Genomic DNA, 13538 nt, shown 5'->3' with positions numbered 1-13538 from the left:
GTATCTGTTTGAATCTGCTAGTGGTAGCGCAAACATTTTCTGGGCATGCAAGAGGGAGCCTTGCCATGGTATCGCGCGTTATCCCGGTCGATCCGTTTGATCTGGTGATCTTTGGCGGCACAGGAGACCTTGCACGCCGCAAGATTCTGCCGGGTCTGTTCCGCCGTTTTTGTGCAGGGCAAATGCCCAAGGGGGCCCGGGTGATCGGTGCCGCGCGCGGTGATATGGACAGTGCGGCCTATCGCGAGTTCGTGGCCGAGGCGATTGCAGAGTTTGGTGGGATCCACAGCTGTGAAGAAGGCACGCTGGCCGGTTTCCTGGAGCGGATGGAGTTTGTCACGATTGACGCCCGAGGCGACAAGGGGTGGGACGAGCTGGCGAAACTTGTCCGCCCGGATGTGGTGCGTGCCTATTACTTCTCTGTCGGTCCAAGCCTGTTTGCGGATCTGGCCCACCGGTTGAATGCGCATGGGCTGACCGATGCGGACAGCCGGATCGTGGTGGAAAAACCTTTTGGTCGCGATCTGCCCTCGGCACAGGCGCTGAACCGCGATCTGGCGATGCATTTCGACGAAAGCCAGATTTACCGGATCGATCACTACCTTGGCAAAGAGACGGTGCAGAACCTGATGGCTGTGCGCTTTGGCAACATGCTGTTCGAGCCGTTGTGGAATTCGCAATATGTCGACCACATCCAGATCACCGTGGCCGAGACGGTCGGCGTGGGTGGTCGGGGTGAGTATTATGACAAGTCGGGCGCGATGCGGGACATGGTGCAGAACCACCTGATGCAGCTTTTGTGCCTGATTGCGATGGAGCCGCCATCCAAATTCGATCCTGATGCGGTGCGCGATGAAAAGTTGAAGGTGATCAGGGCGCTGGATGATGTCGAGCCGTATCACATCGTGCGCGGTCAATATGAAGCGTCCGAGAGCGAGCCCGGCTATCGCGAGGCGGTGGGGGACCCGCGCACGCGCACCGAAAGCTACATTGCCATGAAGGTGGGCATTTCCAACTGGCGGTGGGCGGGGACGCCGTTTTACCTGCGTACGGGGAAGATGCTGAAAGCCCGGTCCAGCGAGATCACCGTGGTGTTCAAGGAGTTGAATCACTCGATCTTTGGTGAGCAATCGGATCATCGCAATGTCCTGTCGATCCGGTTGCAGCCGAACGAGGGGATTACGCTGGGCGTGACAATCAAGGAACCCGGTCCCGGGGGCATGCGTCTGGTTGATGTGCCGCTGGATATGTCCTTTGCCGAGGCGTTGGGGGCGGATGGCGCGGATCAGACCGATGCCTATGAACGTTTGATCATGGATGTGATCCGTGGCAACCAGACCCTGTTCATGCGTGGCGATGAGGTCGAGGCGGCTTGGGCCTGGACCGATCCGATCATAAATGGATGGGAAGCGCGTGGGGAAGTGCCGAAGACCTATGATGCGGGCAGCGAAGGGCCAGTGGATGCCGTTCAGCTTCTGGCCCGCGACACCAGAGTGTGGAGAAAGGTGGCCCCATGAATATCGTTGAGTATCCTGACCGTGACCTGCTGGCCATGGGACTGGCCGATGCGCTGGCGAGCGAGTTGAAGAACTGCCTGCTGGTGCACCCCTCGGCCTCTTTCGTTGTGCCGGGCGGGACGACGCCGGGCCCGATCTTTGACAGTCTGTGTGCGGCGGACCTGGACTGGTCGCGCGTCAATGTCATGTTGAGCGATGAGCGTTGGGTGCCGGAGGATCACGACAGGTCGAATACGAAGCTGCTGAAGGATCGATTGTTCCAGAGCCGTGCGGCGGAGGCCAAGTTCGTGCCGTTCTACAGGGACGGGCAAACGCCTGAACAGGCCTCTCCGGCTTTGTCGGAGCAATTGGCGGAACAGATGCCAATCTCGCTTTTGTTGCTGGGGATGGGTGCGGATATGCATACGGCGTCCCTTTTTCCGGGGGCTGTCGGGCTGGACACGATGCTGGCCGATAACGCGCCTTTGGTTGTGCCGGTGTCGGTTGCGGGGCAGGAGCCGAGGATTTCGTTTTCCGGTCCGGCCTTGGCAGGGGCAATGGCGAAACACCTCGTGATCTATGGATCCGAGAAGCGGGTGGCGTTGGAGCGCGCAGAAGGGCTTGATCCGGTTGAGGCGCCCATCAAAGCTGTTATGAGCGGCCTGACGGTGCACTGGGCGGAGTAAGAGACATGTGGAACGCTTTGAAGGCCAAGGCGGAGGCCGTGTCCGGTCGCGCCCTTCTGGACCTGTTCGATGATGCGCGTGCGGATGTGTTCGCGGTTCAGACGCAGCACATGCTGTTCGATTATTCCAAGACCAACATAGACACTGAAACACGTGATATGCTGCTGGACCTGGCCGAGACATCGGGCTTTGCGGCACGGCGTGATGCGATGTTTTCCGGTGAAAAGATCAACGAGACCGAGGGGCGGGCGGTTCTGCACACCGCCTTGCGCAATCTGGATGGCGGTCCGGTTCTGGTCGATGGCGAGGATGTCATGCCGGGCGTTCTGGAAACGCTGGGTCGGATGGAGGCTTATGCAGGCGAGATTCGCGGCAGTGCCATCACCGATGTGATCAATATCGGGATCGGCGGGTCGGACCTTGGGCCTGCCATGGCTGTTCAGGCCTTGACGCCGTATCACGACGGGCCACGCTGCCATTTCGTGTCGAACGTGGATGGCGCGCACATTGCGGACACGCTGCGCGGGCTGGATGCGAAGACGACATTGGTGATCGTCGCGTCCAAGACATTCACCACGATCGAGACCATGACGAATGCGCGCACGGCGCGGGCGTGGATGTTGGATCATGGTGGCGATCCGGCGGCGCAATTTGCGGCCCTGTCGACCAACCTTGAGAAAACATCCGAGTTCGGGATTCCGGCGGAGCGTGTGTTTGGTTTCGAGGATTGGGTTGGGGGCCGCTATTCGATGTGGGGGCCGATTGGCCTGAGCCTGATGATGGCCGTGGGGCCGGATGGGTTCCGTGCCTTCCTGCGCGGCGGACAGGATATGGACACCCATTTCAGGGCTGCTGAGGGCGTCGAAAACATGCCTTTGATGCTGGCCCTTGTGGGTATCTGGCATCGGCAGGTGCTGGGGCATGCGTCACGGGCCGTTCTGCCTTATGATCAGCGGCTGGGGCAGTTGCCTGCCTATTTCCAACAGCTTGAGATGGAGTCGAATGGCAAGTCGGTGACGATGGATGGCGGTGCTGTTCCGGTCGAGAGTGGTCCCGTTGTCTGGGGCGCGCCCGGCACGAACGGGCAGCATGCGTTTTACCAGCTGATCCATCAGGGCACGTCCGTCATTCCGTGCGAATTCATGGTGGCTTGTGCGGGGCATGAACCCGAGTTGCGTCATCATCACGACCTGCTGGTCGCCAACTGCTTTGCGCAGTCCGAGGCGTTGATGCGCGGGCGCACGCTGGATGAGGCGCGCGCGAAGATTGCCGGCAAGTTCGAGGGAGACGAGTTGGAGCGTCAGGCGGCGCATCGGGTTTTTGCCGGCAACCGGCCGTCTACCACGCTGATTTATCCCACGCTTGATCCGTTCACCCTGGGTCAGATCGTGGCGCTGTACGAGCATCGGGTGTTTGTCGAGGGCGTCATTCTGGGCATCAACTCTTACGACCAATGGGGCGTTGAGTTGGGCAAGGAACTTGCAACGGCCTTGCAGCCCATTGTCGAGGGGGCGGCGCCTGCAGATGGCAAGGACGGCTCCACCCAAGCGCTGGTCAAATATCTGCATGCGCACCGCTAAAAGCAGCTGTCGAATGGTCTGAACGGCGCCACACGCGATCCATTTCCGTGGAAATGGGGTGTTTTTAGTTCAATTCAGGATTGTATCTTTGCCAAAAAACTGAGGCGTTTGGCCCTTGGTGAGCGGTTATTCGCCCAAACTTGGGGCAGTCAGGAATGCCTGACCTGACCTGCAGTTGTGCATCTGTGCAATAATGTTGCGCAGAGTGCGTCATATTTTGCGCTCTGTTTCTTTAACATGCACCGGAGGCCAATATTATGGCTGGCACACAACACGGGCTGACACGGCTCGATCAACTTTTTAAAACGTGTATTCATGGCAAGGGCCCCTCAAGACCCTTTGCGCAGACGCTGGGGCGGGTCTTGCCCGCGAACCCGGTTCACATCAAGAACATCAACCATGCAGATGTCATTGCGGCGCTGGATGAGCTTTCGCAGTCGATGGGGGCCACCGAGAACGAGGACGGACATGCGGATGCTGGCATGACCTTTCTTGGCCAATTCGTGGATCATGACATTACGCTGGATGCGACATCTGCCCTTGGCTCCCGTATCGATCCTTCGACCATCCCGAATGTGCGCACCCCGAGCCTTGATCTGGATTGCGTCTATGGTGCGGGGCCGGAAGCGTCACCGCATCTGTATGGTAAGGGTGAGGCCGAGCAGTTTCTTGTCTTTGGTCGCAAGGACAATCCGCGCGATTTGGCCCGGACCTGTGCGGGCAAGGCGCTGATTGGTGATCCGCGCAATGACGAGAACATCATTGTGGCGCAAGTGCAGGCGATTTTCATCGAGCTGCACAACATCCTGATGAGCAAGCGCGTCGAAGACGGTGATGATGCGAAGGACATCAAGGCGTGCGCCCATGAGGGCCTGCCCAAACATGTCTGGCATGATCATGTCAGCCCCAAGCTGACCAATTTCGAGGAAGTCCGCCGTTTCATTCGGCTGCATTACCAATGGATCGTGTGGTGCGAATTGCTGCCTGCCTTCGTCCAGCAGGAATGCCTGGATTGGGCGCTGGACAACCACGCCTTTGGATGGGATGCGCCGGTGATGCCGGTGGAGTTCACCGGGGCCGGGTATCGCTTTGGTCACGCCACCACCCAGTTCGAGTATGCGTTGACGGAAGGCGCCGATCCGAAGGGGCTGTTTGCAACCCTTGGCTTTGGAGGCAGGCCCACAAGCGGGAATATCGATTATGCCAAGTTCTTTGGCATGAATGGGGCGGTCGCCTCGCAAAAGGCGCGGCCGGTGGGGCCGAAACTGGGTATGCCGCTTTTGAACCTGCCCTTTGTCCATGCGCCGATTGAACTGGCGGATATCGAGGAAACGCTGACCTTGGATCAGTCCCGCAACCTGGCCCTGCGCAACATGGTGCGCGACCGCTATACCTATCAGTTGGCCAGCGGTCAGCATATGGCGGCGCACCTGGGCACCCATCCCATCGATCCGCCCGCGATCCTCAAGGCCAAGAGCATCACCAAGACGCCGCTGTGGTTCTACTGCCTGCAAGAGGCAAAGGAGAAGGGTGATGGCAAGCTGACCGGGGCCGGGGGCCGTCTGGTGGCGTCGGTCTTTGCCAACCTGCTCAAGCGTGACCCGACCACGTTCCTGCATGTGCCGCATTTCAAGCCGTGGCATGGGTTCAAGGGGCAGCCGAGTGTGTTGGCCGGTATGATCGCCTATGTCGAGGCGCATCGCGGTCACATTCAGCACGCCAAGGCGCTGCAATGCGGCTGATCTGAGCCTGAGGCGTTCGAACGAGGGGCTGGCCGGTGGCTGGCCCCTTGTCTTTGCGTCATCCCGTGCACGCCGCGCTTGCATGGGCCGCCGCCCCTTGGCAGGGTTGACCCAAGGGAGGAACGCGCGGGGCCGGGGAGGGCCGTGCAGGCAAGGCGTTGCTCTGACAGGAAAAACGGGAGGCGCCGATGCTTGGCCAAATGATGAACTACCCCCTGACCATTTCTTCACTGGTCGGCCATGCGGCGCGGTATCATGGTGAGACGGCCATTACGTCCGTGAACACAGGTGGCGGCGTCGAAGAGACGACATGGGGGCAGGTCGGGGCCAATGCCCATCGCTTGGGCGACGCGCTGCTCAAGCTGGGTCTGGAGCCGCATGCCCGTTACGCGACGATTGCGTGGAACAACCGGCGGCACCTTGAGATTTACTTTGGTGTCTCAGGCGCCGGTCTGGTCTGCCACACGATCAATCCGCGTCTGTTTCCCGAACAGCTGATCTATATCATCAACCATGCCGAGGACCGGGTGCTGTTTATCGACCGCACCTTTGTCCCGCTTGTGAAAGCCATCCGCGACAAGATCCCGGGTGTGAAACATGTGGTGCTGATGGAAGGCCGCGATGAGGCAGCAGCGGCGGAGATCGAGGGGCTGGAGTTCTATGACGAGTTGATCGCCACCGGATCCCCTGATTTCGCGTGGCCGGAATTCGACGAGAATACCGCGTCGTCGCTTTGCTATACGTCGGGAACGACGGGAAACCCCAAGGGTGTTCTGTATTCCCACCGGTCCACCGTCCTGCATGCTTTTGCGTCGAACACGCCTGATTGCATTGGCTTTTCTGCCCGCGACGTTGTGCTGCCCGTTGTGCCGATGTTCCATGTGAACGCGTGGGGCACACCCTATGCCTGTGCGCAGGTGGGCGCGCGGATGGTGTTGCCGGGCCCGGGACTGGATGGGCCGTCGCTGGTCAAGCTGATCGATGGATGCAAGGTGTCTATTGCCCTGGGTGTGCCGACGATTTGGCTGGGGCTTTTGGGTGAGGCTGAGAAATCCGGGTCGCAACTGACGTCGCTCAAACGGACCGTGGTTGGTGGGTCGGCCTGTCCGCCGTCGATGATTGCCGCCTTCCGCGAGACATATGATGTGGAGCTGATCCACGCCTGGGGCATGACCGAGATGTCGCCGCTTGGGTCGTCCAACCAGCCGCTGGCCAAACACGCCGACTTGCCGATCGATGCGCAGCACAAGCTGCGCGAGAACCAGGGCCGTCCGCCGTGGGGTGTCGAGCTGGAAATCATGGATGATGACGGCAACCCACTGTCCCATGATGGAGAGGCACAGGGCGCGCTGATGGTGCGGGGCCACTGGATCCTGGACAGCTATTTCCAGAAGACCGTGGACGAAACACTGACCGACGGCTGGTTTGACACCGGTGATGTGGCGACGTTGGACCCGGATGGGTATTTGTCGATCAAGGACCGGTCCAAGGACATCATCAAGTCGGGGGGCGAGTGGATTTCGTCCGTGGATCTGGAGAATATCGCCATTGCGCATCCGGCCTTGGCCGATGCTGCGGTGATTGGTGCGCGGCATGAGAAATGGGACGAACGCCCGGTTCTGGTGGCGGTGGCGGCCGAGGGGCAAGCGCCATCGGAGGCCGAAGTTTTGGCCGTTTTTGACGGCAAGATCGCCAAGTGGCAGGTGCCGGACAAGGTTGTTTTCACCGACGTGCTGCCGCGCAATGCGACCGGCAAGGTGCTCAAGCGGAACCTGCGAGAGGAATTTGGCGAGGTGTTGATCGGCTAGAGACCGTATCGGTCAGCGATTGCGCCGGGTCCAACCGGTCTTGGTCACGGCACCGTTTTCGAAATGCTGATAGTCTCGGTCGAGCGCCACGCCGTATTGGTCGATGCTGACCGTGCCTTTCTCAAACAAAGTGCCCGGTGATACCCGGTCTTCATGCTTGGTGTAGTGCCTGGTGCCGCTTTTGACTGTGACGGTGGAGACAACATTGCGCCTGCCATAGCGGGAATGGGATTCTGTGTACTGACAGGTGCCGGGCGTCATGCTGCAATCATGTGGGGTGAAGGCGACCGTGCCGCCTGGGACGCGTGCCTTGACCGTGTTGCCTGCACGGTCCGACCAGGAGGTGACCTTGACGGGCTGGCCCTGGCTGGCGTCACGGGTGTAGCGGAATTTGAAGAGCGGGCCGTTCTGGCCCAGGTACTTGACCGTGGCATTGCCATTGTCCGCGCGCCACGTGAACGTTGCGCCCTTGGGAATCGCACCCATGTCATAGGTCGGTTGCGCAATGGCGGGCTGCGCGAGGAACGCGGTGATTGCCAACGCGGCAAAGCAGAAGCGGCGGTGCATGGGATCAGTCCTTGGGGTGGATTTGGCGGGCGGGGCCGCGATACTTTTGTGTCAGTTTTTCATCGACTTCCGTGCCATCCTTGAGGTGGATCAGGATGCCCTTACCGTTTGAGGCGCCGTGCATGGCCTTGATCTGGTCTTCGGAGCGGGTGGTGCGCTGTGACATGCGCAGGCCCCAGTCGTGGAGGTGGGTCAGCAGCTTGGCTTCGATGTCGCTGTGCTGGTCTGTCTTTGCCAGATCGCGCAACTCGTCCGGATCCGTTTCGAGATCGAACAGCATGTTGCGCAGGCCGGGGGCCGCGCAGTGCATCAGTTTGTAGCGCCCGTCGAACACCATGAAGAGGCGGCAATCGCGCGGCTCAAGCCCGAGTTTCACCGCGACTGGTGTGGCTGAGAAGTCATATTCGGAGATCACGTAGTCGCGCCATTGGGGCGTTTGCCCCTGTAACCATGGCAGGAGGCTGCGCCCTTCGATGATGTGGTCGGGGACAGTGCCGCCCGCCGCTTCGATGAATGTCGCGGCGAGGTCGATGGATTCGACCAGTGCACCGCATGTGGTGCCGCGGGTGCTGTTCGCAGCCTCGCGCGGGTCATAGATGATCATGGGCACCTTGACGGAAGGGTCGTGGAACAGGTTTTTCTCGCCCAACCAATGGTCGCCAAGGTAGTCGCCGTGGTCCGAGGTCAGCACGATCATGGTACTGTCCATCTGGCCCGTCGCTTCCAGATGATCGAGCAGGCGGCCCAACTGGTCGTCGCATTGCTTGATCAGGCCCATATAGGCGGGGATCACCTTGGCCCGGACCTTTTCATCCTGAAAGGCGCGGCCGACGGGGCCGTTCATGAAGGTGTCGAAGACCGGGTGCGCATTGATCCGTTCGCTGTCGGCGCGGGTGGCGACGGGCACGTGGTTGGGGCCGTACATGTCGTGGTAGGGTGCGGGGACGATGTAGGGCCAGTGCGGTTTGATGTAGCTGAGATGCGCGCACCATGGGCCGGTCGCCTGATCCATGAAACGGATGGCTTCGGATGTGAGCCACGGTGTTTCGCTGTCTTCCTCGCGGATGTTGGCGGGCAGGTCGGTGTTGTCGAAGAACCAGCCGGATGCGATTTGCCCGTCCTTGACACCGGCGTTGGCGTAGTCGGCCCATGGGTTGCTGCCGTCATAGCCTTGGGACTTGAGGTATTCGTTGTAAGGGCTTCGTCTTTCATCATAAAAACCGTCTGGCCCTTCGGCCCAGAGCCCGTCATCACGCACCCATGGATCGAACCCGCATTCCGATGTGCGCACGCCGATCACGCTTTCTGCGTCCAACCCCAGCCGTTCCATCCCTTCGGCATCGACCGTCATATGCGTTTTGCCGATCAGGTGGCAGGACATGCCGACCTTGCGCAAGTGATCCCCCAACGTGTGTTCGCCCACCCGCAAGGGAAACCCATTCCAATGGGCGCCGTGAGAGGATGCGTAACGCCCGGTATAGAAACACATCCGCGATCCGCCGCAGATCGGGGATTGGACATAGGCGTTGGTGAAACGCACGCCCATCGTCGCCACACGGTCGAAGTTCGGCGTATGCAGATGCGGATGCCCGGCACAGCTGAGGTAGTCGAACCGCAGCTGGTCATACATCACAAACAGAATGTTCAAAGTGGATCAGTCCCCGAGGCTCTGCAGCCGCTCCCGTACGGCCATGACCGAAGAGTAGGTTGAGACGGAGTAGGGCACAAGGAAGGTCAGCGCGCATTTCAGCCATGCACTGGCGTCCATCTGGCCCGTGGCCATCCTGTCGCCGTGGTTGATCACTGCGATGACGATGCCGACGACGAGGGCGATCTTGGTCGCGCGCCTCATCACCGTGCGGTCAGTTGCGATTTGCCAAGCTGTTGGATGTGCCATCACGTGATCTCCTGACCCATAGAATTGGACCATATGGTTCCAAATGCAACGCTGTTGCCCATTTTTGCACGTAACTGTGAAGAAAGCTGGAGCGGGTAACGGGAATCGAACCCGTAACTAAAGCTTGGGAAGCTGCCGTGATACCTTTTCACCATACCCGCGCCCGGGGCTTGGGATAGGCGTGGGGGCGGCTGGCGTCAAGCGGGTTTGCGTGCGCTGTAGATGTGGATGCAGGCGGGGATGCGCAGGCCTGAGGGTGTTTCGAAGACAGAGATTGCCTCGGCCACGGCATGCTGCACTTTGGCCGTCATGGCCGCGTCCGTCTCGTGATATTCAACCGCGCGCTGCGCCGGGCCGATATCGAGGAACAGCGCGGCTGTTTCGGAGGCATTGCCGGGGGGAGTGAGATCCAAGGCGACTGTTTCGACGCCCGTGTTGGCCAGCCCGGCCTGTTCCATCTTTTCGAGGACGCGCGCGCTGTCTTCGAACGCGAAGGGACCGGGCAGGGTGCGATCCACCTTGGGCATGTCGCCCAATACGCTCACGGCTGCTTTGGCCGGAACCAGGAAAAAGGGGTTCTGCGGTGCAGGTCCCCATGCCGCAAAGGTCATGCTGCCGCCCGGTGCCAGTGCCGTGTCGAGATTGGAAAATGCCGCTACCGTGTCGTCAAAGAACATGACGCCAAAGCGTGAAATCATCGCATCGAAGGGGGATGCAAACCGATGGGACTGCGCATCTGCTTTCAGCAGTAAGATGTTGGTCGCCGCACGTATGCGCTGCGTGGCGAGGTCCAGCATGGTTTGCGAGATATCCAGGCCGGTGACATGCCCGGTGTCACCGATGGCTTGTGCGGCGGCGGCCACGCTCACGCCCGTGCCGCAGCCGATATCAAGCACCCGGTCGCCTTTTTCCAAAGGCGCACGCGCCATCAAAAGCGCCATCACCGGGGCGAGTACTGCATCCATCTGTGCCTGTTGTGCGACCCATTTGGGACCCGCGTTCGACGTCCAGAACTCCTCCTGTTCGGCGTTGGTCATGCACGCCTCCGGCGTCTGCGCCCACCACCTTCGTTGTCGCCGCCCGTGTTGAAGCTGACGTCTGGAAGGTCAACGAGGCTGTTGAGGATCGGGAACGGATCAGCCGAATTGGGGATGGCAGAGGCATTCACGAAATGCTCTTGGAACCGGGGTTCGATGGCCGTTTCCACCTTGTGGATGCGGCGCACGGTCTCTTCGATCTCGGCCCGGGCGTCGCGGTTCAGGAGGGCGATGCGGGCGCCGGTTCCGGCGGCGTTGCCTGCGGACGTGACCTTGTCGAGCGGTGCGTCGGGGATCATGCCCAGCACCATGGCGTGTTTGGATGAGATGTGTGCCCCGAATGCCCCGGCCAGCACCACGCGGTCGACGGTGTCCACGCCAAACTTGTCCATGAGCAGGCGCGCACCGGAATAGAGGGCCGCCTTGGCCATCTGGATGGCGCGGATGTCGGGGTTGGTGATGGTGATCCGTGGCCCGCCTGTGGCGCTGCCATCGTGCAGGACATAGGCATGCGTTCGGCCATCCACGACACTGCGGTCCGATCCTGTCTGCGCTGCGCTGCCAATCAGGCCCGAGGCATCGAGCAGACCGGCCAGACGCATTTCGGCGATTGCCTCGATGATACCCGACCCGCAGATGCCGGTGATGCCAGTACCCGCTGCGGCTTGATCAAAGCCATCTTCGTCCGACCAGAGGTCAACGCCGATGATGCGGAAGCGGGGTTCCTTGGTGACAGGATCAATCTCGACCCGCTCAATCGCGCCGGGGGCCGCGCGCTGGCCTGCGCTGATCTGTGCGCCCTCGAAGGCGGGGCCGGTGGGGGAAGAACATGCAAGCACCTTGTCCTTGTTCCCCAGCAGGATTTCGGCATTGGTGCCGACATCGACCACCAGCATCAGATCATCCGACTTGTCCGGCGCCTCGCTGAGCGCCACGGCGGCGGCGTCGGCACCGACATGTCCCGCGATGCAGGGCAGCAGGTAGATGCGGGCCGAAGGGTGAATGTTCAGGTTCAGGTCATCCGCGCGCAGGCGCAGCGCATTTGATGTGGCGAGAGCAAAGGGCGCTTGGCCCAGTTCGAACGGATCAATGCCCAGCAGAAGATGGTGCATGACCGGGTTGCAGACAAAGACGGCGTCAACGATCAGGCCCTTGTCGATCTCGGCCTCGGTTGCGATCTGGGTGAAAAGGGCGTTCATCCCCTCGCGCACGGCGAGCGTCATCTCGTCGGCGCCGCCTGCATTCATCATGCCATAGCTCACGCGGCTCATCAGATCTTCACCAAAGCGGATCTGCGGGTTCATGATGCCGGATGAGGCCACGACCTCTCCGCTGGTCAGATCGCACAGGTGGGCGGCAATGGTGGTGGACCCCAGATCGACGGCAAGACCGTAAACCGAGCCTTCGTAGTAGCCAGACCAGATATGCATGATCCGGGGGGCGTTTTCGTCATCGCCGAGGTGGATGGCGACGGTGACCTTCCAGCCGCCCTTGCGCAACACCGGTTGCAGAGTCTGCAGGATATGCAGATCGGCATGGATATTCTTGATGCCCCAATCGGTTTCGATGGCCGACACCAGCCGTTCCAGATCGCCCGACGGGTCGTGCATGTCGGGTTCGGCCACCTCGACATAATAGAGCTTGGTCGATGGGTTCATGACGATGTCGCGCGCCTCGGCCCGTTTTCGCACCACCTGTTTGTGCACTTGGCTTTCCGGGGGCACGTCAATGACCACGTTGCCCTGCACCGTTGCCTGACAGCCCAGACGGCGACCATCGATCAGGCCGCGCTTGGATTTGTAGCGCTCTTCGACCTTGTTCCACTCTGACAAGGCATCGTCTGCCACGGTCACACCGTGTTTGGGAAACTCGCCATAACTGGGCGTGATCTGGCATTTGGAACAAATCCCGCGCCCGCCGCAGACGGAATCAAGGTCAACCCCCAACTGCCGCGCAGCGGTCAGGATTGGGGTGCCGACGGGGAAGTTGCCGCGTTTGCCAGACGGGGTGAATACGACGAGTGGATCGGTGCTCATGAACGCCTCGTAAATCTATCTTTCCGTTACCATAGTTGGCCTGCGCGCAGGGGAAAGGTGTCAAACGACATGGCCCGGTTCCAAGGCGGCAGTTTGCGCTTTCTTCTGGCTGAAAATATCTACCGTGGACGTTCGGTCAACATCTGAGAGCAACGGTAGCAAGGGCATTGAGCGTGGAGAACTCAAATTTCGGAACGCTCAATGCCCTTGCGGATTCTACGAAGCGGCCGTTCAAACAAAGCGCGGCGAAGGTCTCAAATGAGTATCCGTCTTGTTCAAGTACGGTTTTGCATCCATAGCCTGTCTGCTTTGACCAATGCATTTGCGAGTTCGATGAGCTTTCGCATGATGGCCGTGAGGGCGACCTTTTTTGGTTTTCCCTGATCGATCATAGCTTTGTATTTGTCGCGTAGATCTGGGTTGTATTTTACCGCTACAAGCGCGGGCATATATAGCGCGTCACGCAAGGGCTTTCGTCCACCCTGAATGCGGGCTTTTCCATACCACTTTCCTGATTGCTGGGTCATTGGAGCCAGTCCCGTGAGGCTAGCTGCCCGTTTCTTACGAAGATTGCCGATCTCTGGCATCTCAATCAGAATGGTTGATGCTGCGACTTCACCGATGCCAGGTATCGACCTCAAGATCGTGTTGGCACGGGCGCGGTTGGGGCATTCTTTCAGCCTTTTGTT

Annotated in this window: 11 protein-coding genes and 1 tRNA gene; 5 read left to right on the top strand and 7 right to left on the bottom strand. The window is 60.2% G+C overall.

What is annotated here, in order from left to right:
- Window positions 1-65: 65 nt before the first annotated feature.
- The 5 genes from zwf (at window position 66) to Q1A75_RS00040 (ending at window position 7312) form a co-directional block, all read left to right on the top strand.
- Window positions 66-1517, top strand: a complete 1452-nt coding sequence (gene zwf, locus Q1A75_RS00060; protein ID WP_299554955.1) for a glucose-6-phosphate dehydrogenase — start codon at window positions 66-68, stop codon at window positions 1515-1517.
- The gene (gene pgl / locus Q1A75_RS00055) at window positions 1514-2182 is read left to right on the top strand and encodes a 6-phosphogluconolactonase (RefSeq protein WP_299554952.1); all 669 of its coding nucleotides are present in this window, start codon (window positions 1514-1516) and stop codon (window positions 2180-2182) included. The genes zwf and pgl overlap by 4 nt, the downstream gene beginning before the upstream one ends.
- Window positions 2183-2187: 5 nt before the next feature.
- Window positions 2188-3762: a glucose-6-phosphate isomerase gene (gene pgi, locus Q1A75_RS00050; RefSeq protein WP_299554949.1), complete on the top strand. Its 1575-nt coding sequence runs from the start codon at window positions 2188-2190 to the stop codon at window positions 3760-3762.
- A gap of 257 nt (window positions 3763-4019) precedes the next feature.
- A complete protein-coding gene (locus Q1A75_RS00045) occupies window positions 4020-5504 on the top strand; it encodes a peroxidase family protein (protein WP_299591785.1) in 1485 nt (494 codons plus the stop codon).
- A gap of 188 nt (window positions 5505-5692) precedes the next feature.
- Window positions 5693-7312: a long-chain-fatty-acid--CoA ligase gene (locus Q1A75_RS00040; protein WP_299554943.1), complete on the top strand. Its 1620-nt coding sequence runs from the start codon at window positions 5693-5695 to the stop codon at window positions 7310-7312.
- A gap of 12 nt (window positions 7313-7324) precedes the next feature.
- Here the strand turns inward: Q1A75_RS00040 and Q1A75_RS00035 are convergent, their stop codons facing one another.
- The 7 genes from Q1A75_RS00035 to Q1A75_RS00005 all read right to left on the bottom strand — a co-directional run.
- Window positions 7325-7879 (bottom strand): hypothetical protein, encoded by a 555-nt coding sequence (locus tag Q1A75_RS00035; RefSeq protein WP_299554941.1) that lies wholly within the window; start codon window positions 7877-7879, stop codon window positions 7325-7327.
- Between the two features lie 4 nt (window positions 7880-7883).
- The gene (locus Q1A75_RS00030) at window positions 7884-9527 is read right to left on the bottom strand and encodes a sulfatase-like hydrolase/transferase (protein WP_299554938.1); all 1644 of its coding nucleotides are present in this window, start codon (window positions 9525-9527) and stop codon (window positions 7884-7886) included.
- A gap of 6 nt (window positions 9528-9533) precedes the next feature.
- Complete coding sequence (gene nrtS, locus Q1A75_RS00025) at window positions 9534-9776, bottom strand: nitrate/nitrite transporter NrtS (protein ID WP_299554935.1); 243 nt, start codon at window positions 9774-9776, stop codon at window positions 9534-9536.
- An 87-nt stretch (window positions 9777-9863) separates the two neighbouring features.
- Window positions 9864-9937 (bottom strand) — tRNA-Gly (locus Q1A75_RS00020).
- 36 nt (window positions 9938-9973) lie between these two features.
- Entirely contained in the window at window positions 9974-10813 is an 840-nt protein-coding gene (locus tag Q1A75_RS00015) for a class I SAM-dependent methyltransferase (RefSeq protein ID WP_299554932.1), read from the bottom strand.
- Window positions 10810-12849 carry an ASKHA domain-containing protein gene (locus Q1A75_RS00010; RefSeq protein ID WP_299554929.1) on the bottom strand — a complete coding sequence of 680 codons (2040 nt, stop codon included), beginning with the start codon at window positions 12847-12849 and terminating at the stop codon, window positions 10810-10812. Before Q1A75_RS00010 ends, Q1A75_RS00015 begins: the two co-directional genes overlap by 4 nt.
- Before the next feature lie 275 nt (window positions 12850-13124).
- Window positions 13125-13538, bottom strand: a 414-nt coding sequence (locus tag Q1A75_RS00005) for a transposase (protein ID WP_299592060.1), incomplete at its 5' end; no start/stop codon positions are given.

Source organism: uncultured Tateyamaria sp. (assembly GCF_947504105.1).
Taxonomy (GTDB): Bacteria; Pseudomonadota; Alphaproteobacteria; order Rhodobacterales; family Rhodobacteraceae; genus Tateyamaria.
Note: the sequence above shows the minus strand (reverse complement) of the source record. Positions and strands in the feature narration are given on the sequence as shown.

Bases quoted from the DNA above. Each gene is read 5' to 3' on its own strand.
- zwf (WP_299554955.1), top strand. From the start codon at position 66: ATGGTATCGCGCGTTATCCCGGTCGATCCGTTTGATCTGGTGATCTTT.
- pgl (WP_299554952.1), top strand. From the start codon at position 1,514: ATGAATATCGTTGAGTATCCTGACCGTGACCTGCTGGCCATGGGACTG.
- pgi (WP_299554949.1), top strand. From the start codon at position 2,188: ATGTGGAACGCTTTGAAGGCCAAGGCGGAGGCCGTGTCCGGTCGCGCC.
- Q1A75_RS00045 (WP_299591785.1), top strand. From the start codon at position 4,020: ATGGCTGGCACACAACACGGGCTGACACGGCTCGATCAACTTTTTAAA.
- Q1A75_RS00040 (WP_299554943.1), top strand. From the start codon at position 5,693: ATGCTTGGCCAAATGATGAACTACCCCCTGACCATTTCTTCACTGGTC.
- Q1A75_RS00035 (WP_299554941.1), bottom strand. From the start codon at position 7,879: ATGCACCGCCGCTTCTGCTTTGCCGCGTTGGCAATCACCGCGTTCCTC.
- nrtS (WP_299554935.1), bottom strand. From the start codon at position 9,776: ATGGCACATCCAACAGCTTGGCAAATCGCAACTGACCGCACGGTGATG.
- Q1A75_RS00015 (WP_299554932.1), bottom strand. From the start codon at position 10,813: ATGACCAACGCCGAACAGGAGGAGTTCTGGACGTCGAACGCGGGTCCC.
- Q1A75_RS00010 (WP_299554929.1), bottom strand. From the start codon at position 12,849: ATGAGCACCGATCCACTCGTCGTATTCACCCCGTCTGGCAAACGCGGC.